Origin of the sequence: Roseovarius nubinhibens ISM, assembly GCF_000152625.1 — a bacterium.
In the GTDB taxonomy this organism is placed as follows: domain Bacteria; phylum Pseudomonadota; class Alphaproteobacteria; order Rhodobacterales; family Rhodobacteraceae; genus Roseovarius; species Roseovarius nubinhibens.
On record NZ_CH724156.1, the window covers coordinates 1383916 to 1406313 of the forward strand.

21 protein-coding genes are annotated in these 22398 nt (G+C 65.1%); 7 read left to right on the forward strand and 14 right to left on the reverse strand.

The window, feature by feature from the left end:
* Positions 1–3: 3 nt before the first annotated feature.
* On the reverse strand, positions 4–1275 hold the full coding sequence (gene rho, locus ISM_RS06690) for a transcription termination factor Rho (protein WP_040617917.1): 1272 nt from the start codon (positions 1273–1275) through the stop codon (positions 4–6).
* Positions 1276–1441: 166 nt separating this feature from the next.
* Positions 1442–1894, reverse strand: a complete 453-nt coding sequence (gene hemJ, locus ISM_RS06695; protein ID WP_009813374.1) for a protoporphyrinogen oxidase HemJ — start codon at positions 1892–1894, stop codon at positions 1442–1444.
* Positions 1895–2287: 393 nt separating this feature from the next.
* On the opposite strand from hemJ, the gene ISM_RS06700 reads away from it, so the two are divergent.
* Genes ISM_RS06700 through dnaQ form a run of 4 tightly spaced genes read left to right on the forward strand, consistent with a single transcriptional unit; the run spans position 2288 to position 5001 of the window.
* Complete coding sequence (locus ISM_RS06700) at positions 2288–2881, forward strand: Maf family protein (protein WP_009813375.1); 594 nt, start codon at positions 2288–2290, stop codon at positions 2879–2881.
* 8 nt (positions 2882–2889) lie between these two features.
* On the forward strand, positions 2890–3723 hold the full coding sequence (locus tag ISM_RS06705) for a shikimate dehydrogenase (protein ID WP_009813376.1): 834 nt from the start codon (positions 2890–2892) through the stop codon (positions 3721–3723).
* Positions 3720–4313 (forward strand): dephospho-CoA kinase, encoded by a 594-nt coding sequence (gene coaE / locus ISM_RS06710; RefSeq protein ID WP_009813377.1) that lies wholly within the window; start codon positions 3720–3722, stop codon positions 4311–4313. The genes ISM_RS06705 and coaE overlap by 4 nt, the downstream gene beginning before the upstream one ends.
* Positions 4306–5001, forward strand: a complete 696-nt coding sequence (gene dnaQ / locus ISM_RS06715) for a DNA polymerase III subunit epsilon (protein ID WP_009813378.1) — start codon at positions 4306–4308, stop codon at positions 4999–5001. The genes coaE and dnaQ overlap by 8 nt, the downstream gene beginning before the upstream one ends.
* Positions 5002–5007: 6 nt before the next feature.
* Here the strand turns inward: dnaQ and secB are convergent, their stop codons facing one another.
* Both secB and ISM_RS06725 read right to left on the reverse strand, forming a co-directional pair.
* On the reverse strand, positions 5008–5514 hold the full coding sequence (secB, locus tag ISM_RS06720) for a protein-export chaperone SecB (protein ID WP_009813379.1): 507 nt from the start codon (positions 5512–5514) through the stop codon (positions 5008–5010).
* A gap of 67 nt (positions 5515–5581) precedes the next feature.
* The gene (locus ISM_RS06725; protein ID WP_009813380.1) at positions 5582–6058 is read right to left on the reverse strand and encodes an FxsA family protein; all 477 of its coding nucleotides are present in this window, start codon (positions 6056–6058) and stop codon (positions 5582–5584) included.
* A 114-nt stretch (positions 6059–6172) separates the two neighbouring features.
* Here ISM_RS06725 and ISM_RS06730 point away from each other — a divergent pair, with 114 nt between their 5' ends.
* Genes ISM_RS06730 through ISM_RS06740 form a run of 3 tightly spaced genes read left to right on the forward strand, consistent with a single transcriptional unit; the run spans position 6173 to position 8444 of the window.
* The gene (locus tag ISM_RS06730) at positions 6173–6829 is read left to right on the forward strand and encodes a Tim44/TimA family putative adaptor protein (protein WP_040617918.1); all 657 of its coding nucleotides are present in this window, start codon (positions 6173–6175) and stop codon (positions 6827–6829) included.
* Positions 6826–7863 (forward strand): murein transglycosylase A, encoded by a 1038-nt coding sequence (gene mltA / locus ISM_RS06735; protein ID WP_009813382.1) that lies wholly within the window; start codon positions 6826–6828, stop codon positions 7861–7863. Before ISM_RS06730 ends, mltA begins: the two co-directional genes overlap by 4 nt.
* Positions 7860–8444 carry a Smr/MutS family protein gene (locus ISM_RS06740; protein WP_009813383.1) on the forward strand — a complete coding sequence of 195 codons (585 nt, stop codon included), beginning with the start codon at positions 7860–7862 and terminating at the stop codon, positions 8442–8444. Before mltA ends, ISM_RS06740 begins: the two co-directional genes overlap by 4 nt.
* Here the strand turns inward: ISM_RS06740 and ISM_RS06745 are convergent.
* The 10 genes from ISM_RS06745 to ISM_RS17695 form a co-directional block, all read right to left on the reverse strand.
* A complete protein-coding gene (locus ISM_RS06745; RefSeq protein ID WP_009813384.1) occupies positions 8427–9650 on the reverse strand; it encodes an MFS transporter in 1224 nt (407 codons plus the stop codon). The two genes, ISM_RS06740 and ISM_RS06745, sit on opposite strands and share 18 nt — an antisense overlap.
* A gap of 274 nt (positions 9651–9924) precedes the next feature.
* Positions 9925–11232, reverse strand: coding sequence for an ATP-dependent protease ATPase subunit HslU (gene hslU / locus ISM_RS06750; RefSeq protein ID WP_009813385.1), 1308 nt, complete (start codon positions 11230–11232; stop codon positions 9925–9927).
* A gap of 45 nt (positions 11233–11277) precedes the next feature.
* Positions 11278–11835 (reverse strand): ATP-dependent protease subunit HslV, encoded by a 558-nt coding sequence (gene hslV / locus ISM_RS06755; protein WP_009813386.1) that lies wholly within the window; start codon positions 11833–11835, stop codon positions 11278–11280.
* Between the two features lie 121 nt (positions 11836–11956).
* Positions 11957–12277, reverse strand: a complete 321-nt coding sequence (gene trxA, locus ISM_RS06760; protein WP_009813387.1) for a thioredoxin — start codon at positions 12275–12277, stop codon at positions 11957–11959.
* Between the two features lie 63 nt (positions 12278–12340).
* A complete protein-coding gene (gene addA / locus ISM_RS06765; RefSeq protein ID WP_254655657.1) occupies positions 12341–15712 on the reverse strand; it encodes a double-strand break repair helicase AddA in 3372 nt (1123 codons plus the stop codon).
* Positions 15672–18629 carry a PD-(D/E)XK nuclease family protein gene (locus tag ISM_RS06770; protein ID WP_009813389.1) on the reverse strand — a complete coding sequence of 986 codons (2958 nt, stop codon included), beginning with the start codon at positions 18627–18629 and terminating at the stop codon, positions 15672–15674. Before ISM_RS06770 ends, addA begins: the two co-directional genes overlap by 41 nt.
* The gene (locus ISM_RS06775; protein WP_009813390.1) at positions 18622–19308 is read right to left on the reverse strand and encodes a nucleotidyltransferase family protein; all 687 of its coding nucleotides are present in this window, start codon (positions 19306–19308) and stop codon (positions 18622–18624) included. The genes ISM_RS06770 and ISM_RS06775 overlap by 8 nt, the downstream gene beginning before the upstream one ends.
* A complete protein-coding gene (locus ISM_RS06780; protein ID WP_009813391.1) occupies positions 19293–20303 on the reverse strand; it encodes an aminoglycoside phosphotransferase family protein in 1011 nt (336 codons plus the stop codon). Before ISM_RS06780 ends, ISM_RS06775 begins: the two co-directional genes overlap by 16 nt.
* Complete coding sequence (gene tsaE, locus ISM_RS06785; RefSeq protein WP_009813392.1) at positions 20300–20776, reverse strand: tRNA (adenosine(37)-N6)-threonylcarbamoyltransferase complex ATPase subunit type 1 TsaE; 477 nt, start codon at positions 20774–20776, stop codon at positions 20300–20302. The genes ISM_RS06780 and tsaE overlap by 4 nt, the downstream gene beginning before the upstream one ends.
* A 62-nt stretch (positions 20777–20838) precedes the next feature.
* Positions 20839–22338: a PAS-domain containing protein gene (locus tag ISM_RS17695; protein ID WP_009813393.1), complete on the reverse strand. Its 1500-nt coding sequence runs from the start codon at positions 22336–22338 to the stop codon at positions 20839–20841.
* Positions 22339–22398: the final 60 nt, after the last annotated feature.

A 22398-nucleotide genomic window follows, 5' to 3' on the forward strand; every position in this document is an offset into this window, starting at 1 on the left:
GCGTCAGGTGTTCATCGAGTCGAAGAACTCTGAGTTCGTCTTGGTCTGCTTCAGTTTCGAGATCAGGAATTCGATCGCATCCGTGGTCCCCATCGGGTTCAGGATACGGCGCAGGACAAAGGTCTTCTGCAGATCGATCTTGTCGACCAGAAGATCCTCTTTCCGGGTGCCCGACTTGAGAATGTCGATCGCCGGGAAGACCCGCTTGTCGGCAATCTTGCGATCGAGAACGATCTCAGAGTTGCCGGTGCCTTTGAATTCTTCAAAGATCACCTCGTCCATCCGGCTGCCGGTGTCGATCAGCGCGGTAGAGATAATGGTGAGCGATCCGCCCTCTTCGATATTCCGCGCGGCACCAAAGAACCGCTTCGGCCGTTGCAGCGCGTTCGCATCCACACCACCGGTCAAAACCTTGCCCGAGGACGGCACAACAGTGTTAAACGCCCTACCAAGTCTTGTGATAGAATCGAGAAGGATAACAACATCTCGTTTATGCTCGACAAGACGCTTGGCCTTTTCGATCACCATTTCCGACACGGCCACGTGGCGCGCGGCAGGTTCGTCAAAGGTCGAGCTGATCACTTCGCCCTTCACCGACCGCTGCATATCCGTCACCTCTTCGGGACGTTCGTCGATCAGCAGAACGATGAGATAGCATTCGGGATGGTTCTTCTCGATGCTTGCCGCGATATTTTGCAGCAGAACCGTCTTACCGGTTCGCGGCGGTGCCACGATGAGCGACCGCTGCCCCTTACCGATAGGCGCGACCAGGTCGATGATCCGGGCCGAGCGGTCCTTGACCGTCGGGTCTTCGACTTCCATCGTCAGCCGCTCATCGGGATAGAGCGGCGTCAGGTTGTCAAAGGCGATCTTGTGACGCGCCTTCTCGGGATCTTCAAAGTTGATCTGCGACACGGAGGTCAGCGCAAAATAGCGCTCATTCTCTTCCGGCTGCTTGATCTCGCCTTCGACCGTATCGCCGGTGCGCAGCGAATATTGGCGGATGGTTTCCGGCGACACATAAATATCATCCGGCCCCGAGAGATAGTTTGCCTCGGGCGAGCGCAGGAACCCGAACCCGTCCTGCAGCACCTCAAGCACGCCATCGCCATAAACGACCCAGCCCTCTTCGGCCCGCTCTTTCAGAATCGAGAACATCATCTCGCCCTTGCGCATGGTCGAAGCGTTCTCGATCTCGAGCTCTTCAGCCATCGCCAAAAGGTCTTTGGCACTCTGCGCCTTGAGATCGGACAGGTTCAAACGGTCCTGAGACATGATGTCATACGTCCTTGATTGCGCGCCTTGCGGCGCGTCGAGAGGTCATGTTTGGAAATTCGCGTCCCCGGACGGGGCCAGAGGCTTTGCTACAGGCTTTGCCTCTCCTAGTCAATCTTTGCCACGGTCACGCCCCGACGCGCCCTCTCGCGCCTTGTGACGCCGCTCAGAAGCGTACCACCACGGAAAGGACGATCACCACCAGACAGATGGTCGGCACCTCATTCATGAGCCTGTAGGTCCGCCCGCTCACAATGTTCTCGCCCGCGACAAAGGCCTTTCTCTGCGCCCCGAGCCAATGGTGAAACCAGGTCAGCACCCCGATGCCCGCAATCTTGGTATAGGGCCAGACCGAAGCCCAATCGACCACCCCAGGCGTAAAGGCCAGCGTCAGCCCGAACAGATAGGTCGCCATCATCGCCGGGTTCATGATCACCCGAAAGAGCTTCTGCTCCATGACCTGAAAGATCTCATCGCGGCTGTCCCCACGTTCCGCCGCCTCCACGTGATAAACGAAGAGCCTCGGCAGATAGAACAGCCCCGCCATCCAGGCCACGACCGAGATGATATGGAGCGACTTCACGTAAGGATAGGCCGAGCCCAGGATGTCAGAGATCATGTCTTGGTCTTCCTTGCTCCGGTTCCGGCTAAATAAATAATAAAGTTTAAAAGAAAAGATAGTTGTCTTTGTAGGGGGCCGGGAAACCGTGGATCAAATTTCATCCCCGGTTTTATCCAGAACCGCCGACGGACGCGATGCGGCATTTTCTCTCAGGAAACTCTCGAAAATCCCTTTTTAAACAAATTGTTAGAAAATATCTCACAGGCCAGATTCTGCTTGCATCCCTGAGTCGTCCAGAATTGGTTAACGCCGCGGTGGATTTTTCCACAAGGGGATAAATCGCGTCTATCTTGGCCGAGAGCCACCGCAAGCCTTGGAGCTTTCCGCCCGTGCTGATAAATCCCTGAAACGTCACACATTCCATTCAGAGCCATCCGCAGGGTTTTCCACATGTCCATGCACATCATCCTCGCGTCGGGGTCGTCGATCCGCCAGACCCTGCTCCGAAATGCCGGGGTGGATTTCGATGTTGTGCCCGCCCGCATCGACGAAGACGCCGTGCGCCGCGCCATGCAGGCCGAGGATCTGCCGCCCCGCGACATCGCCGACGCCCTGGCCGAGCTCAAGGCGCAGAAGACCGGCGCGAAACATCCCGACGCGCTGGTCATTGGCTGCGATCAGATCCTGTCCATCGGCAAGGACATCCTCGCCAAAGCGGACAGTCGTGATACCGCCAGAATACAGCTGCAATACCTACGTGGCAAAACCCATGAATTGCACTCGGCCGCAGTGATCTGCGAAGGCCCGAAACCCGTCTGGCGCAAGATCGGCCGCGTCCGCATGACCATGCGAAATTTCACCGATGCCGAGCTCGATCGCTACCTCGATCGCAACTGGCCCGGCGTCTCCGATGCCGTCGGCGCCTACAAGCTCGAAGAAGAAGGCGCCCGCCTCTTTGCCGCCGTCGAAGGCGACTATTTCTCTGTGCTGGGCTTGCCGTTGCTCGATCTCTTGTCCTACCTATCCCTGCGCGGAGACATCTGAGGCTCATCATGGATCACCCCAAAATCCCCCTCGCCGGCGTCATCGGATCGCCCATTGCGCATTCCCGCTCGCCCCAGATTCATGGCCATTGGCTCAAGAAATATGGGATCAAGGGCTTCTATATCCCGATGGACGTGGCGCCTGACAATCTCGATCGGGTCATCCGCACCCTGCCCCAGGCCGGGTTCGTCGGCGTCAACGTGACCATCCCGCATAAGGAAAAGGTGCTCGAGATCGCCGATCTGATCACCGACCGCGCCGCGCTGATCGGGGCGTCCAACACGTTGATTTTCCGCAAGGATGGCAAGATCCACGCCGACAATACCGACGGCTATGGCTTCATGAAGAACCTCGAAAGCGCGGGCTCCAACTGGCAGCCGGGCGATGGCCCTGCGGCCCTTCTGGGGGCGGGCGGCGCCGCCCGCGCGGTGATCGCCGCACTTCTGGACGCGGGCGTGCCGGAAATCCTCATCTCCAACCGCACCCGCGTCCGCGCCGATGCCCTGCAGGAGGAATTCGGCAAGCGTCTTCATGTCTTTGACTGGGTGCAGGCGGGCAACATGATGGACGATGCCAAGCTCGTGGTGAATACCACTTCCCTCGGCATGATGGGCAAGCAGCCCCTGCGCGTGCCGCTCGACGGGTTGCGCCCGGGCACCTTGGTCACCGATCTCGTCTATGCGCCGCTCAAGACCCGTCTGCTCGAAGTGGCCGAAGAGATGGGCTGTCACACGGTCGATGGCCTCGGCATGCTCTTGCATCAGGCCGTGCCGGGGTTCGAGCGTTGGTTTGGCACCCGCCCCGAGGTCGACCGCGCCACCCGCGCCGCGGCTCTGGCATGAGCTTTCGCCTCGGCCTCACCGGCTCGATCGGGATGGGGAAATCCACCACCGCGCAGATGTTCAAGGACCACGGCTGTGCTCTTTGGGACGCTGATGCCGCTGTGCACAGGCTCTATGGCAAGGGCGGGGCGGCCGTGGCAGCGATGCAGGGCGCTTTTCCAGATGCCATTGAAAACGGGGGCGTTTCACGGGATCGTCTGCGCGAAATCATTGCCGCAGATGCGGATGCCCTGCCCCGGATCGAACGTATAGTGCATCCGCTCGTGGCCCAGGATCGCCAGGATTTCCTCGCCACGGCGACAGAAGACATCGTAGTCCTCGACATCCCGCTTCTCTTTGAGAATAGCAGTGAAACCATGATGGACGCGGTCGTCGTGGTCAGCGTCCCGCCCGAGGTGCAGCGTGCCCGCGTGCTCGCCCGTCCCGGCATGACTGCGGAACGGTTTGATCTCATCCTGTCGCGCCAGATGCCGGATGCAGAAAAACGCGCCCGCGCGGATTACGTGATCGAGACCGATACGATTGACCATGCCCGGGCACAGGTGGCATCAGTGGTGGCGGATATACGAAAGATGCTGGCCCATGCGTGAGATTGTCCTCGACACCGAGACCACCGGATTTGATCCGCATAGCGGCGACCGGATCGTCGAAATCGGCGCGGTCGAGCTTTTTAATCATATGCCGACCGGCGAGACCTATCATCAATATATCAATCCCGAACGCTCGATGCCGCAGGAAGCGTTTCAGGTGCACGGGCTTGGCGATGATTTCCTGCGCGACAAGCCGGTGTTCAAGCGCATCGGGCAGGCGTTTCTCGATTTCATCGGCGATGCCAAGCTGATCATCCACAACGCCGCGTTTGATATGAAATTCCTCAATGCCGAGCTGGGCTGGATGGGTCTGCCGCAGATCCCGTGGGAACAGGCCATCGACACGCTCGAGATTGCGCGCCGCCGGTTTCCCGGCTCGCCCGCTTCGCTCGACGCGCTCTGTCGGCGGTTCAATATCGACAACTCGTCGCGGACGCTGCACGGCGCTCTGCTCGACAGTGAAATCCTCGCCGAAGTCTATCTGGAACTCATCGGCGGGCGTCAGCCCGATTTTTCGCTGAAGGTGGTGGAGAAAGCCCCCGAACCCGGAGAGGACATGGGCAATTGGCGTCCAAAACCGCGTCCAACCCCCCTGCCCTCGCGTCTGACCGAGGCGGAAAAAAATGCCCACGCCACCTTTGTCGGCGGCATGGGCGATACGGCGATCTGGCGCAAATACGACGCGTGACGCGTCTTAGGAATGCGGCGTTGTGGGCGCTTGCGCCTGGGCGGCGGCCTGACGGCGGGCAATCTCGCCACGATAGATCTGCACCCAGTCGATATTCTCGAGGTTCAGCGGCGGGAAGCCGCCGTCACGGGTGACGTCGCTCACGATCCGGCGCAGGAACGGGAAGAGCATGCGCGGGCATTCGATCATCAGGAACGGGTGAAGCTGATCTTCCGGCACGCCCTCGATGTGGAACACACCCACATAATCGAGCTCCATCAGGAACAGATGCGCACCATCTTCCTTGTTGACGGATTCGACCTTGAGCTTGGTGATCACCTCATACTGGTGTTCGGCCGACCGCTTCTTGGCATCGAGATTGACCTGCACGGTCACATCGGGCTGCACTTCGCCGCCGATGCCTTTTTGGGCAAGAATGTTTTCAAAAGACAGATCGCGGACGAACTGCGTCAGCGTCGTCATCTTGACTTGCGGCGCTTGTGCGGCCGCGCCGTTTTCCTGCTGGTCTTCCATCGCTGGGCTCCTGACGGTCATATGTTGAATAGCTTGTCTTGCGATCTATCAGGAAGGCCCGCGCGCCTCAATGCTTTGTCCAGCCAGAGGGGCGTTCTAATGGTTTCGCCTCGGGGTCGAGCTCTTCGAAATCGCCCTCAACCACGGTCGAAGAGGCCGGGCCTCTGGGCGCGTCACGCTCAAACCCGTGGGTCTGGACCTTGATCCGGCTGCTGGCATAGCGCATCACCGCCTGCCGCACCGAAGGAACCAAGAGCGCAAAGCCCATGGCGTCGGTGAAAAACCCCGGTGTGAGCAGCAGCGCCCCGGAAAACAGGATCATCGCCCCATGCGCCAGCGGCTCGGTCGGGTTGCTGGCCCGGTGGAAGGAGCTTCGCAGATCGCCAAGCGCCCGCGCCCCCTGGCTCCGCACGAGATAGGTCCCGGCGACGGCGGTGAGGATCACGATCAACAGCGTCGGCCACAGCCCGATGAGCCCACCCACCTGAATGAACAGGGCGATCTCGATCAACGGCACCATCAGAAACGCTATGAACAACCACATATTACCCTCATCCAGCCTTAGTCCGGGGGCAAATGGTAGACTTGCCCGCCCTCGTCACCTACATAGGATCACAACAGCGGGCTTTCCACGCCCCAACCGAAAAATGAGACGAATATGGACTCTCCAATGCTTCAATTGCTCGTTCTCGCAGGTATCGCGATCTTCTTGCTCCTGCGCCTTCGCTCGGTGCTGGGCACGCGCGACGGGTTTGAGCCGCCCCGTAGTGAACTGCCCGGCGCTCCGGACCGGCGGCAGGGGTTCGAGGTGATCGAAGGCGGGCCGGATCTCGATATCACGGACCACGTGCCCGAGGATTCCGATGCCGCCGCGGCCCTGGCAGAGATGAAGCGGATCGAGCCCAGTTTTTCGGTGAGCGAATTCCTCTCGGGCAGCCGTCAGGCCTATGAATGGATCCTGATGAGCTTTGAAAACGGCAAGCTCGACGAGATCGTGCCTTTCCTGTCGCCCGATGTGCACGAGGCCTTTGCCCAGGTGATCGACGCGCGTCAGGAAAAGAACCTGACCGTCGAGGCCGAGTTCTATGGCGTGCGCGATGTGACGCTGATCGATGCGGCGCTCGACGACACCACCAAAGCGGCCGAGATCACCGTGAAATTCCTCGGCGAGCTGAGCTCGGTCGTGCGCAATGAGCAAGGCGAGATCATCGAGGGCACCCCGGGCGAGCCCAAGCGGCAAAAGGACACCTGGACCTTTGAGCGTGTGATGGGATCGGACGATCCGAACTGGCGACTTGTAGCTACGGGCGGATGATCCGGGCGGCCCTGTTTGCCTGTGCGATGCTGGTGCCGCTCGTCGCGCGGGCCAGCATGCACGAGATTGCATACGACATCACGAGCTTTGACGCGCTCGACGGTTGGGCCGAAGACGATCATCAGGCGGCGCTCGACGTTTTCCTGAACACCTGCCCCGATATGAATGACCCGGATTGGCTGTCGCTCTGTGCGCTGGCCCAGCAGAAACCCGATGCGCGGCAGTTCTTTGAGCTGTTCTTTCGCCCGGTGCTGATCTCGGACGGCAAACCGGCGCTCTTCACCGGCTATTTCGAGCCTGAGCTCAACGGCTCGCTGCATCCCAGCGATCGGTTCCGCTATCCGCTCTACCGCGAGCCGGAGGCCTCCAAGGAAATCAACCCGTGGCTCACCCGGCGCGAAATCGAAACCGGTCCCTATATGCAGGATCGCGGGCTCGAGATTGCCTGGGTGGATGATCCGGTCGAGCTTTTCTTTCTGCAAATTCAGGGGTCGGGCCGCATTCGCCTGCCCAATGGCCGGATGATCCGCGTGGGCTATGGCGGGGCAAACGGTCACAGCTATCGCTCGATCGGGGCCGAGCTTGTCCGGCGCGGCGTCTACAGCCGTCATCAGGTCTCGGCCGAGGTGATCAAGAACTGGGTGCGGCGCAATCCCGAAGAGGGCCGCGAGCTCTTGTTTCACAACCCCTCCTACGTGTTTTTTCGCCGGATCGATTCCGTGCCTGCGGAACTGGGACCGCTGGGCGCGATGAACCGCTCTGTCACGACCGGGCGGACTGTGGCGGTTGACCCGGCCTTTGTGCCGCTGGGTGCGCCGGTCTGGATCGAGAAAAAAGGCGCGGAGGCCATGCATCGCCTGATGATCGCGCAGGATACCGGCTCGGCCATCAAGGGGGCGCAGCGGGCGGATATTTTCATCGGCACCGGCGATGAGGCCGGGCGCGAGGCCGGGCAGCTCAAGGATCCGGGGCGGATGCTGGTCCTGATGCCCATTCAGCGGGCCTATGCGCTGGCGCCGGATGCGCTGCCATGAAACGGCGGCGCCCGAATAAGGAAGAGCTCGAGCTGTGGCGACAGGTGGCCCGCTCGGCCACTCCGCTCGACCGGCGTCACGAGGCCCCGGTTGTGGCCAAGCCCGCGGCGAAAGATCCCTTTCCCACCGCGCCCGATCCCGTGCAGGAGGCCCGGCCCGCGCTAGAGCCCTTTCAGATCGGTGAGCGGTCGACCCAGACCGCGCCGGGGGCGATGGCTACGGCGAAACCTGCGGTCCAGATGGACAAGAAATCCTTTCACCGGATGAAGCGCGGCAAGCTCAAACCCCAAGCCACGTTGGATCTGCACGGCATGACGGTCGAGCGGGCGCATAACGCGACCATCGGTTTTATCCTGCGGGCGGCCTCGCGGGATCTGCGGCTTGTTCTCGTGGTGACGGGCAAGGGCAAGCGCGGCACCGAGGATGAGATCATCCCGCAGCGCCGGGGCGTGCTGCGCCATCAACTGCCGCAATGGCTCAGCCTGCCGCCCTTGGGTCCGCTGGTTCTCGAGGTGACGGAAGCCCATAATCGCCATGGCGGCGGCGGGGCCTATTACGTCTATCTACGCCGTCGCAGGTAGCAGCGGCGCGGCGCGCAGAACGCCCAGCGTCATGCAGAGGCTGGCAAAGATAAAGTAGCCTGCCACATAGAGAAATTGCAGCTCGATCCCGATCCCGAGGTCGAGGGCCAGCCCGGTCAGCAGCGGCCCGATGGCCGAGCCCAGCACCATGATCGCTGCCGCCATCGCCTTGATCGCGCCGATATGGCGGGTGCCGTAGAACTCGGCCCAGAAGGCCGCCGGGATGGTGGCGTTGAACCCGGTGGTCAGCCCGAGAAAAACAAAGCCCGCAAAGAGCCAGGCGCCGTCGGTGGCCGTGGCAAAAAGCGTGAACCCCACCACCATCGGCAGCTGCATGAAGGGCATGAGCCGGGCGGTGCCGAACCGGTCGAGCGCCCAGCCCGAGGCGATCATCGCGACGATGGAAACGCCTGTGTAAAAAGGGAAATAGGCGACCAGCTGCAGATGCGAGAGCTGCTTGATTTCGGCGAAGTGAACCTGGTGGAAAAAGAAGGCGGTGTTGAAGGCCGAAGGGCCCAGAAGCGCCGGGATCATCAGCCAGAAAAGCCAATGTTTCAAGGCGTTTCGGCGTGTCCAATGGCGGGCGAGCATGCCGAGGGAGCTGTCGCTCTGGGCGTGGCTCTGGGGCGTGCGTTCCTCGCGCAGGAGGTGGCGCAGCGCGGGGATGCCAAGCGCCGCGATGAGCGCTGCCACGATCCATAGAAGCCGCCAGTCGATCAGCGCCATGAGCGCCACGAAGATCAGCGGTAAGAGCGCCTCGCCCAAGGAAAACCCCAAGGTCGCAAGGCTTAGCGCGCGGCCGCGTGTGGCGGTGAACCAGCGGGCCATGGCGACCACCGCGAGATGGCTCAGCATGCCCTGACCGGTGAAACGCAGCGAGAAAATGACCAGGGGCAGCAGCCACCAGACCGGGTTGAACGCCATGAAAAGACAGGCGAAAATCTGCAAGCCGAGGACCAGCGGCGCGAGGGCGCGGACGCGGAAGAGATCGGTCAGCCCACCGGCCCAGATCATCATCATGGCCGAGGCGAAGGTGCCCAGCGAATAGAGCCCGCCCCATTCGCCATGGCTCAGGCCAAAGGCCAGACGGATCTCGCCCGCGAAGAGCGAGATAAAGAAGGTCTGGCCGAAACTGCTCAGGAAGGTGAGCAGGAAGCCGGCGGAGAGCCAGGGCAGGTTGAGCCGGAGGAAATCGAAAAACCGCATGAGGATTGGTGGCGCGAAATCTGCGCTGGGGAAAGGAAAATCGTCGCCCTGCCCCACCTGCTGTTAACCCTGCCAAATCCGGCCGAAATGGCGGGTCGGTGGCACGTCGGTATTCCGTCGGTAAAGCGACAGTGCGGATTTTGGCCAAACCGAAGGCGGGAAAACGTGACCGGAGCGTGCGCTGAGTGTCGCCGAAATGGGCGCGCAGATGTGAAAACCCCGCCGGGACCAAGGGCACGGCGGGGCATTTTGAAACGGTCAGGTCTGGAGAGGATCAGAGCACGTAGCGGCTCAGATCGGCGGAGCGTGCGAGTTCGCCCAGGTTGTCCTCGACGAAGCCGGCGTCGACCGTGATGCTGTCGCCAGAGCGGTCGGGGGCGACGAAGCTCAGCTCTTCGAAGACCCGTTCCATCACCGTGTAGAGCCGCCGCGCGCCGATGTTTTCGACAGAGCGGTTCACCTCGGCGGCGATGCGGGCGATGGCGGCGATGCCGTCTTCGGTGAAACGCACGGTGAGGTTTTCGGTGCTCATCAACGCCTCGTACTGACGGGTGAGCGCGTTGTCGGTCTCGGTCAGGATGCGCACGAAATCCTCTTCGGTGAGCGCCCGCAGTTCGACCCGGATCGGCAGCCGGCCCTGCAGTTCCGGAAGCAGGTCCGAGGGCTTGGCCACGTGGAAGGCGCCGGAGGCGATGAAGAGGATATGGTCGGTTTTCACCGGCCCGTGTTTGGTCGAGACGGTGGTGCCTTCGATCAGCGGCAGCAGGTCGCGCTGCACCCCTTCGCGCGAGACATCGGCGCCGCGGGCGTCGGCGCGGGCGCAGACCTTGTCGATCTCGTCGAGAAAGACGATGCCGTTTTCCTCGACCGCCTCAATGGCGGCGCGGGTGACGGTCTCGTCATCGAGAAGCTTGTCCGCCTCTTCGCCGATCAGGATCTCATAGCTTTCGGCGACGCTCATCCGCTGCCGCTTGGTCCGGCCACCGAGCGCCTTGCCGAACATGTCGCCGAGATTGAGCATGCCCATCTGGCCGCCGGGCTGGCCGGGGATGTCCATCATGCCGAACGGGTTGGAGGTGTCGGCGAGGTCGAGCTCGATCATCGTGTCGTCGAGCTCGCCCTTCTTGAGCTTTTGGCGGAACATCTCGCGGGTGCCTTCGCGGGCGTCCTCGCCGGCGATGGCGGAAATGACCCGCTCTTCGGCGGCGTGATGGGCCTTGGCCTTGACGTCTTCGCGCATGTGATCGCGGGTCATGGCGATGGCGCTGTCGACGAGATCGCGGACGATCTGTTCGACATCGCGGCCGACATAGCCGACCTCGGTGAATTTCGTGGCCTCGACCTTGAGAAAGGGCGCGCGGGCGAGTTTCGCCAGGCGGCGGGAAATCTCGGTCTTGCCGACGCCGGTGGGGCCGATCATCAGGATATTCTTGGGAAACACCTCGTCGCGCAGATCCTCGGAGAGCTGCTTGCGCCGCCAGCGGCTGCGCAGGGCGACAGCGACGGCGCGCTTGGCCTCTTTCTGGCCGATGATGAAACGGTCGAGTTCCGAGACGATCTCGCGGGGGGTCAGGTCGGTCATGGGGTGCTCCTCTGGCAGGGTCTTGGGCGAAAATCAGGCTCTAACTCAGCGTGAAATGCTTTCGACCGTGAGGTTTCCATTGGTGTAGACGCAGATGTCGGCGGCGATGGCCATGGCGGCGCGGGCCACCTCTTCGGCGCTTTTGTCGCTGTCCATCATGGCGCGGGCGGCGGCGAGGGCGAAATTGCCGCCAGAGCCGATCGCGGTCACGTCATGTTCGGGTTCGAGCACATCGCCCGCGCCAGTGATTACATAGAGATCCTGCCCGTCGGTGACGATCAGCATCGCCTCGAGTTTCTGCAGGTATTTGTCGGTGCGCCAGTCCTTGGCGAGCTCGACGCTGGCGCGTTGCAGTTGGCCGGGGCTGGCCTCGAGCTTGGCCTCGAGACGTTCCAGCAGGGTGAATGCATCGGCGGTCGATCCGGCAAAACCCGCGACCACGTCAAAGCCGCCGGGCGAGAGGCGGCGGACCTTGCGGGCAGAGCCTTTGATGACCGTCTGGCCGAGGCTCACCTGACCGTCGCCTGCGATCACCACCTCGCCGCCTTTGCGGACGCCGATGATCGTGGTGCCGTGCCAGCCGGGAAATTCCTCGCGTTGCATGAATGCCTCCTCAATCCGTTGAGACCCATATGGGGGAATTGCGCGAACGGGGCAAGGTGAGCCGCCAAAAGAAACGGGCCCCGCCACTGGCGAGACCCGTGAAAACAAGCGGTTTAAGCGCTTAGATCGACTCTTCGATCCAGCTCTGGAGTGCGGCCTTGGGGGCGGCGCCAGCGCGGTTCGAGACCACTTCGCCATTCTTGAAGATGAACAGCGCAGGAATGCCGCGCACGCCCATCTGAGCGGCGGAGTTCGGGTTGCTGTCGACATCGACCTTGGCGATTTTCACCTTGCCACCCATCTCGGCGGCGATCTCTTCCAGAGCCGGGCCGATCTGTTTGCAGGGGCCGCACCATTCGGCCCAGAAATCCACCACGACGGGGATGTCTGAATTTTTCACTTCGGCGTCGAACGTGTCGTCGGTAACGGCTACGGTGGCCATATCGGAATGCTCCTGAGGGAAGTTTTGCGTTGTCCTAAAGGGTAGGTACGGCCCCCGGGAAGGTCAAGGCAGGACCGTGCTGTCGAAGGCGTTAATCACCAGATCGTGTGGGAGTGGCATCAGTGACCCACTATGGGTCCACAGGATAGCGGTGTCGATCCGCCGATCCGGGTAGATCCGCGAGAGCATGGCGCGATAGGCCCCCATCTGGCGCAGGATGCCAAGGGGCGTTGCCTCGGGCGTGGCGGGGATCACCTGGTTGGATTTGAAATCCACCGCCAGCACGTGATCGGGGGCGATGCGCAGCCGGTCGATGATGCCGTGAAAACGGCGGTTCCCAAGCTCCGGCAAGGTGGCGCTCAGCGGCACTTCGGCGAGCGTGTCGGGGCCGAAGATCTGCCCCAGATCGGGGTTGGCGATGAGCGCGGTGGCGAGGCTGAGCCAGGGCGTGGCGTCGGGCATCTCCTCGGCGCGGGCGAGATCGGCGGCGAGGCGCGGGTGATCAGAGGGGTCGAGCGCGGGCAGATGTTCGAGCAGCGCGTGCAAGAGCCGACCTTCGCGCAGGGCGGTGTCGGTGTCGCGGCCGGCCTCACCGGCGAGCGCCTTGGGCCCGGGCAGGTCGCTCGGGGTGAGCGGGGCGCTGGGCAGGGTGCCGCGCGGGGCGGGTTGGGCGAAATGGGCGGCGAGCGGGGCTGGGACCGGGGCGCTCTCGGCGGCCATATCAGGCACTGTTGCACCCCAATCTCCGCGTTCGACGCGCAGGCCCTGACCGGTGGGGAACATCGCGTCAGAGCCGCCGACGCGGGTCATGCCCTCGGCAATCTGGCTGTGCCAGCTGTCGCGATCCGTGCCGGTGTCGCCCGCCGCCGCGACGATCAGCCATTTCTCGGCCCGGGTCATGGCGACATAGAGCAGCCGGTCGCGTTCGGCCCGTTCGGCGTCCTTCTTGTCGCTGTCGAGCGTGCGCAGCGCGGCGGGCAGTTCGGCGGCGAGCGGACGCCAGAAGGCAGCCTCGGGCGAGGCGAGGAGGGACGCGCCCTGCGGCGGGCGGCGCTTGGTGGTGTCGGGCAGGATCACCACCGGGGCCTCGAGCCCCTTGGCGCCATGCACGGTCATCACGCGAATGAGGTCGCCGGCGCTGTCGAGCTGGCGTTTGATCTCGAGATCGTCCTGTTCCATCCAGACCAGAAAACCGGTGAGACTGTCGACCGCGGCGCGTTCAAAGGCGAGCGATTGCGCCAGGAGCGCGTCGATCCCGTCCTCGGCCTCGTGGCCCAGCCGCGACAGGAGCCGTGCGCGCCCGTCATGACGCGTCAGCACCCGTTCGATGAGATCATAGGGGCGCAGGAAATCGGTCTGATCGCGCAGATCGGTGAGGATGGCGAGCGTGTCGGGATAGGCCTCGGCCCGGTCGCGCAGCGCCTGCCAGAGATATTTGCCGCCGCGCGGCTGGGCGAGGGCAAAGAGATCCTGTTCCGACCAGCCAAAGAGCGGCGAGCGCAGGGCGGTGGCGAGCGACAGATCGTCCTCGGGCGTGGCGAGGAAGGAGAGCAGCGCGCAGATGTCGCGCACCGCCAATTCGCCGCCGAGCCGCAGACGGTCGGCCCCGGCGACGGGCAGGCCGCGCGCCTTGCAGGCGTGGATCACCTCGTTGAAGATTGGCCGGGTGCGCGATTGCACCAGGATGAGCACGTCGCCCGGCGTCACGGCGCGCCAGCCCTTACCATCGGGGATCGGTTGGCGAGTGCGCACCATCTGGTCGATCTGGGCGGCGATTTCCTCGGCCAGGAGGACGGCGGGATCGTTCTCGGCGCGGATGTCGACCGGCATGTACCAAGGCGGGTCTTCGGGGCGCTCGGGTTTGTCCAGCGGCGGCCAGAGATCGACGCGGCCGGGCAGGGCGTCGTGAAAGGCGATGTGGCGCTGATCGGCGGAAAACCCGGCCTCGCCCGCGCCGTCAAAGGTGGCATCCACCACGTCGAGCACCGCCGAGGAGGAGCGGAAGGAATGTTCGAGCACCCGCGAGGCGAGCGGCGCGTTGGAATGGGCGAGCCTCTCGTCGAAGAGATCGCGCATCTCGTCAAAGGCGCGGGGGTCGGCGCCCTGAAAGGAGTAGATCGACTGTTTCTTGTCGCCCACGACAAAGACGGTGCGCGGCCGGTCAGAGCGGCTTCCGGCGCCGCTGGTGAGTTCCTGGGCGAGCTGGCTGATCACCTGCCATTGAGTCGGGCTGGTGTCCTGCGCCTCGTCGACGAGGATATGGTCGATGCCGCCGTCGAGCCGGAAGAGCACCCATTCGGCGACCGCCGGATCGGTGAGCAGATCGCGGGTCTTGGTGATCAGATCGTCGAAATCGAGCAGGCCCCGGTGCAGTTTCGCCGCGTCATAGGCGGTGATGAAGCGGCGGGCAAAGCCGTAGAGCACTTGGGTCTTTTCCAGCGTCATCACGGCGCAGCGCATGTCGCGCGTGTCTTCGACGCGGCGCATGAAATCATCAAGCTGGGGCTGAATATGGGCGATGGCGGGTTGGGCCGCCTTGGTCGGGAATTTGCCGAGCTTGGCGGTAAAGGGTTCCTTGGCCGCAGCCCCCGTCAGAAAGACGGATTCGAGCACCGGCAGCGCGGTGATGTCGAGCGGCCCGAGCGACGACAGTCGGTCGCAATGGGTCGCGTCCTGCTTGCCGCCGCTGCGCAGGCCGGTGATCAGTTCGGCCAAGAGCGCGTCTTCGCCGCCCAAGAACACGCGCGAGGTGATCGTGGTACGGTCGGCCCCGGCGGGCAGGCCAAGCGCCGCGCAGAGATCGGGAGTGCCCATGAGCTGATCGCGCTTGCCGAGGATTTCGCGCAAGAGCTTGTCGAGATCGTCGCCGGAATAATAGCTCACCAGATCGCGGAGCAGCGCGGCGTCGGGGCCGAGCGCGATCTCTTCGACCACATCGCTGCGCAGGGTGGCGGCGGTGCGGTCGTCCATCTCGGTGAATTGCGGCGTGACGCCCGCCTCGAGCGGGAAGCGGCGCAGCAGCGCGGCGCAGAAGGAGTGGATCGTCTGGATGCGCAGCCCGCCCGGGGTCTCGATGGCGGTGGCAAAGAGGCGGCGCGCCTTGGTCAGCGGCAGATCGTCGATGACGGCATCGACGCCAAGCTTGCGCAGCTCTTCGCGCAGGTCCGCGTCGGGCAGCATCGCCCAGGCCCCGAGCCGTTGGAACAGCCGGTTCTGCATCTCGCTCGCCGCCGCCTTGGTATAGGTGAGGCAGAGGATATTTTGCGGGTTCACATCGGCGAGCAGCAGCCGCGCCACCCGGTCGGTGAGCACGCGGGTCTTGCCCGAGCCGGCGTTGGCCGAGAGCCATGTGGAGAAATCCGGGCGGGCCGCGTCGATCTGGCGGCGGGTGGCGTCATCCATCGGGAAGCTCCAGCGCGATCGGGACCGGATCATCGGCCAGCGTCCATTCGCCATAGCGGGCGAGCTGGTCGTAATCGCCGACATCCTCGGCCTTTTGCAGGGCGCGGCGCGAGACAAAGCCCTTGTCGGGTTGCATATAGGCGCCGATGAGCTCGGCCAGCTGCGCCCATGTGTCGGCGGGGCTGAGGTCTTCCAAGGGCGCATCGAGCTCGCCCGCCTTGGCACCGAGCCCGATATAGGCGGCGCGCAGCACCGGGGCGGCGCCGAAATTCTCCCAGCCAAAGTTCTCGGTCAGCGCCGCTTCGAGCAGGAGCTGACGGTCGAAGAATTCCTGTTCCTTGGCGCTCGGCGGCGTGCCGGTCTTGTAGTCATAGATCATCACCTTGCCATCGGGGGTGACGTCGAGCCGGTCGGCCTTGGCGGTGAGGGTAAAGCCGAGCGCGGGCAGGGTGCCGCGCGTGGCGATCTCGAGCGCGGCGGGGCGGGCGACGGTGCGGCGGGCCAGCTCATCCGCGACAAAACCGTCGGCCACCCGTTCGAGCCGGGCGCGCCATTGCATCCGGGTCTGGGCCCAGGGCACCTGTGCCGCCAGTTCCTCGTCGGCGATGCGCATGAGCCGCGCCACGGTGACGCCGCTGTCGTCGTCGCGGGTCTCGGTGATGAAGCGTTCGAGCACATCATGCAGCGCGTTGCCGCGCATCAGCGCGTCGGGCACCCGCTGCACCGGGTTCAGGGCGGAAAGGCCGAGGACGTGACGGGCGTAGATCGCGTAAGGGTCGCGGATCAGCCGCTTGATCGCGGTGACCGAGAGCCGCGAAGGCCGGGCGGCGCGCGGCGGGCAGGGGGCGGGGCGCGGTTCGGGGGCGGTGGGGGTCACCGCTTCGAGCTGATCCACGCGGTCGAGCCAGGCCTTGCCTCGGGCGCGCATGCCGTCGAGCGCCGCGACGCCGCCCTGATCGGGCAGGCCGGAGAGCAGGTTTTGCAGCCGGTTGAGCCAGCGCGAGACCACGGTTTCGGCCTCGTCATTGCGCACGGCGCGGGTGATCCAGATCTCTGGGCCGAGGGCGGCCTGTTGGAAGTCATGGGCGGCGAGGCCGATGCGGCGTTCGGGGAGCAAGAGCCCCGCCTGTTTGCGCAGCGCCCGGTTGAGCCAGGGATCATGGCCGGGGGTTTCCGGCCAGCTGCCTTCGTTGAGACCGGCGAGGATGATCAGCTCGGCCCCCTGCACGCGGGCCTCGATCGTGCCCCAGATGCGGATCAGCGGATCGGCGCGTTCGGCGCTGCGCACCTCGCCGGAGGAGAGGAGGTTTTGCAGGAGATTGCCGAAATCCACCGCGCTGGCGGGGCCGCCATGGGGGCCGTGGAGGGCGAGCTCGTCGAGCACGGCGAGGCTTTGCGGTCCGGCGGGGGTCAGCAGCGGATCGCTCCAGCTCGGCGGCCAGTCCGCGCCCGGGGTGCTGCCCCAGGCGATGCGGCGGGCGAGGGCGCTGTGATGCGCGGCCAGCGCGGGCAGCGGATGGCTGCCCGGCAGGTCGCCCGCGAGGAACGTGTCGCCGAGCCAGTCGCACCAGCTCTGGCGTTCCTCGGGTTTCGCGGCGCACCAGGTGGTGATTGCCTCGTGATCGGGGAAGGGCAGGCCTTTGCGGCGCAGATGCAGTTCGAGTTCGCGCGCGAGACGCAGATGGGCGCCACGGTCGGCCCCCGCATGGGTCAGCGGGTGTTTCAGCAGCGTCAGCAGCAGCTCGGTCGAGAGCCGCTCGGTCATCAGCGCCGCGACATGGCGCAGAAAGCGGCCCTGCGCGGTGCGGTGGAGCGGCGTGCCGGCGCTGTCGTCGGGCAGGATGCGCCAGCGGTCGAGCGCGGCGGTGACCTGTCGCGTCAGATCGCGGTCGGGGGTGATGAGCGCGGCGGGGGTGCCCGCCTCGGCCGCCTCGCGCAGGCGCATGGCGATGGCCAGCGCCTCGGTCCGGCGCGACGGGGCTTCAAGCAGGGTGACGCCCTGCATCGCCTCGGGGATCCCTGTGAGCAGCGGCCCCTCGGAGCGCCATTGATCGGTGACCGGCGCGGGGCGCAGTGCCATGGAGAGCACCGCGTTGCGCGGCGGGCAGGCGGGGGCGGTCTCGGTCCAGCGGGGCAGGGCGGTGGGCGCGAGGCCGAGCTGATCGAGCAGCGCGCGGAAGCGGTATTGCGGGTGATCCTCGCCGCCGAGCCGGTCCTCGAGCGCATTCCAGGCGCTGTCGCTCATGTCATAGTCGAACCCCGGCAGCACCACCGCGCCTTGGGGCAGGGCGGCGACCGCCTGCATCAGCATCTGGGTCGTGCCGCGCGAGCCGGTGGAGCCTGCAAGGATCACCGGGCCTTGGGGCGGTGCCGCCTGCCAGCGGGCGAGTAGAGCCTCGGTCACCAGACGGTTGCGGGCCTCGGCACCGGGGCAATCGTCGCGGTCGTCGAAATCACGGGTGATGGCGAGGAAGGATTTGAGCCGCGCCCAATGGCCCGACTGATCGGCGATGTCGAGCGCGTCGATGGCGTCCATGTCGACGCCTTCGCCATGCATCTCGTCCATCAGCCCGGCGAGGCTGTCGGCGAGATCGAAAAGCGCCGAGCGCGGCGCGAGATCGGGGGCGCGGTCGATCAGGGCGGAGATGAGCCGCGCCAGTTCGAGCTTGCGCCGCAGGGGCGGCATGGCGTCGGGGAGGCCGGGCAGCGGCCAGACGCTTTCGAGGCTGGCGAGGGTGCAGATGCGCGGCAGGATCATGTCCGGCCCGCTGTCGCAGAGCTGACGCAGGCGTTTGGCCATCTTGCGGGTGTTCACGATGAGCGTGACGCGGGCCATGGCCTCGGGCGGTTGGGTTTCGAGCCGCGTGCGCAGACCGGCGAGCAGCTCGGCGCTGTAATCGACGCCGGGGGGCAGGCCGAAGAGGCGGGGGCTGTCCTGGGGCTCAAACATCGCGGGGCTTTCGCAAGAGCGCCTCGGCCTCGGCGATGCCGCCGGGGTGGCCGACGTCGCACCATTGGCCGGGGAAGAGCGTGCCATAGGCGCGGCCCGAGGCGATCAGCCGGTCCCAGACCGCGTTGAGCGAAAAGACCGCGCCGGGGTGGTCGGCGACGAGGCCGGGTTTGAGGATTTGCAGCCCGGAATAGACGAGGGGGCCGCCACGGCTGATCCGTCCCTCGGCATCGAGGGTGAAATCGCCGGGTCCCTGATGGCCGATGGCATTCTCGGCGGGCAGGCAGAGCAGCAGCGCGTCCATCTGCGCGGGCTGCCATGCGGCGAGGGCGGTGGCGAGCGGGTTCGGCCCGGTCCAGACCGCATCGGTGTTGAGCGTGGCGACCTGAGGCGCGCCCAGCAGCGGCAGCGCCGCCTTGAGCCCGCCGCCGGTGTCGAGGATCTGATCCGCCTCATGAGAGATTGCCACGTCCTGGCCGCGCAGATGGGCGGCGATCTGATCGCCGAGATAGTGGCTGTTGACCACGATCCGGCGATGCGGCGCGGCGCGGACGATGTCGAGCGCATGATCGAGCAGGGGTTTGCCGGCCACGTCGATGAGCGGCTTGGGGCGGCTGTCGGTCAGCGGGCGCATCCGCGTGCCGAACCCGGCGGCAAAGAGCATCACATCGAGCTGCATTGCGCCCGGAGCCTGTCGATTGCGCCGCTATCGGGGGGCGGCAGGAGGTCGGTGACGGCGGCCCGCAGCGCGGCCAATTCGGGCGCGTCGAGATCGCGCATCAGGTAGGTCCAGACGCGGGGCAGGAAGTCGAGATAATGCGGCTTGCCGTCGCGCAGGCAGAGCCGGGCGAAGACGCCGATGATGCGCAGGTTGCGCTGGGCGCCGAGGGCGCGATAGGCGGCGGTGAAGGCGGTGGCATCGCCGCCCCAGCCGTCGAGATAGCGGGCGATCATCGCGGCCTCGGTCGCCTCGGGCACGTCGCGGCGGGCGTCTTGCAGGAGCGACACGAGATCATAGGCACGGTGGCCGCGCATTGCGTCCTGGAAATCCAGAAGTCCGACGCGGGCGAGCCCGTCGCGCTCTGGCATCCAGAGCAGGTTTTCGGCGTGGTAGTCGCGCTGAATGAGCACGGCATCGAGCCCGTCGAGCGGCGTCAGCGCGTCACCCATGGCGCTGTGAAGGCGGGTGCGTGCCTCGGCGTCCGCGCGGCCAAGGCCCGTGGCGTACCAATCATGGGCCAGCGCCGCCATATCGGCCATCAAAGCCACATCATAGGGCGCGAGATCGGCGGGCGCGGGACGCTCGTGCAGGGACAAAAGCACGTCGGTTGCGGCGGAATAGAGACTGTTTTCGAGCGCCGGTTGTTCCGTCAGGACCCGCGCGAAAAGATCGTCGCCAAGGTCTTCGATCAAGAGCATCCCGGCCTCGATGTCGCGGTGCAGGATGCGCGGCGCGCTCAGCCCTTGGGCGCAGAGATATTCGGCGATGCGAATAAAAGGCCGCACGTCTTCGCCCCGGTCAGGCGGGGCGTCCATCAGGATCGCGGTCTCGCCCTCGGGGCGGGTCAGGCGCATGTAACGCCGGTTCGAGGCGTCGCCTGCCACCGTTACCCATGTGGCCTCTTGCCAGCCCATGCGGGCGGCGAAATCGGCCAGCGCGTCGTCGCGTGTCATTCGGCGGTCACCTCTTCCAGAACCAGGGCCCAGCGCGGTCCGGACCAGCCAAGCGTGGCGATCCGGGCGTCCTCGGAGCCCTCGGGGCTGAACTCTATCCGCAGGGCGTGTGCGGGGGCAAGCGGGCCAAGCCGGTCGGGCCATTCGACGAGGCAGATGGCGGTCTCGAAGGCGTCGGTGAGGCCGAGCTCGACCAGTTCGCTGCTGTCGGAGAGCCGGTAGAGATCGGCGTGCCAGATCTCGCCCGCCGCGGTGTCATAGGTCTGCACCAGAGTGAAGGTGGGCGAGGGGATGTCCTCGGGCGCATCGAGCCGCGCGGTGATCAGGGCGCGGGCGAAATGGGTCTTGCCAGCGCCGATCGGGCCGCTCAGCAACAGCGTGTCGCCGGGCCGCAGATGCATGGCGAGGCGACGGGCCAGCGCCGCGGTCGCCTCGGGGTCGGAAAGTCGGATATGTCGCGCCATGTCACTCATGGCGCGACACTACACCTCTGCCCGGCGGCTTCAACCGCGAGATGCGGGTCAGGCGTGGTGGTTCAGGCCGAGAGCGCCAGCGCGGTGCCGTCCTCGGGGCCGATGAGCACCATCCGCCCGCCATCTGGCAGACGCCGCACCCGCGCCGCGAGAGGGCGGTCGTCGAGGATCGGGCCTTGGCCGAGGCTGCCACGGGTCTTGGTGGTGCGGATGAGCTTGTTCAGCTCTTTCCAGAATCGCGGGTGGGGCATTTCGGCCTGCCCGGATTTGAGCGCCTCGGTGAGCCGAAGATCGGTCAGGGCGCGGTCGGGGGCGATGCCCACCAGCTGCCGGAAGGCCGAGTTGCACAGGCTGATCCGGTCGTCGGGGCAGACGATCATCACCGCCTGATCGAGCGCTTCGATCATCGCGTCGCGGGTGCTCATCTCGGATTGGTGGCGGCGCGATTGCTGCACATCGGCGCTGATGTCCTCGAAAAAGAACGCCACTGCACCATCGGGATGGGGTCGACCGGTGACCTTGTAGGTGACATTGGAGGGCAGCGACCAGGTCTCTTGGTACAGCCCGTCTTCGGCGCTGCTCAGCATGTCGTCGATCTGCCGCCGCCAGTCGGTGTAGTCGCGCGGCTCGGGCATCACATGGCCGTCGCGGAGCCGGTCGAAAAACGCGTTGAGGCTGGGCCGGGTGGCCATGAATTCGGGCGGCAGCCGGGTGAGATCGGTGAGCGCCGGGTTGAACAGCACCAATTGCCGCCGCTGGTCGAACACGGCGAGCCCGACGGTGAGATGGGCGAAGGTCTTGGTCAGGGTCTGGATGAAATCGACGCGCGCCGCCTCGGCGGTGCGGACGCGGGTGGTTTCGATCGCGTAGCGGGCAAAGCCGTCGGGCTGGGCGATGGTGTGGATTTCAAAACAATCCTCACCCATGTTGAGCGGGTTGCGCAGGCTGACCTGATCGTTGCGCCGTTCGCCGGGGCCGGGCAGTGGCATATCGCTCAGCGCCTCGAAGCGGCTGTCGCAGGCGGCGTTGCGCCAGAGAATCCGCCCGGTGAGATCGAGCCGCCACAGCGGATAGGGGCAATCGCGGGTCTGGGCGATATGGGTGAGCCCGGTGAGCATTTGCAGCCGCAATTCATGGCGCTGCGACGGGTCGGAGAGCCCGGCATCGCGGAGCCGGACGCGCAGCGTGTTGCTGTCCTCCGGGCCGGGTTCAAAGATCAGCCGGGCGGCGGGATCGTCGCGCGCGGCAATCTCGGAAGGGGCGTCGATCATCGAGGGGATGTCGGGGATTGCGGCGAAGCGCGGCAAGAGCCAGCGGCGAAACGCGGCCCAGTCGAAGGTTTCGGCGGAGGGGGTCGGCGCGCTGCAGCGGTCGGTGTCGATCAGCGCCGAGCCCTTGAAGAGAAACACCGTTTCGTCGCTCGACCGGGGGGGCGCGCCGCGATCATGGCCAGCCAGCGCATGGGCCCGTCTGGGCAATTGCGCGACGAGATAGAGCACAAGGCAGACCGTGGCGGTCGCCGTGGCGGTGATGGTGATCCAAGTGAGATAGGTCAAAGTCATGGGCTGGCCGTTGCTGCGTCAAACTCGCCGCAGCCTCGCCAATCATAGTGAATAAGTCGT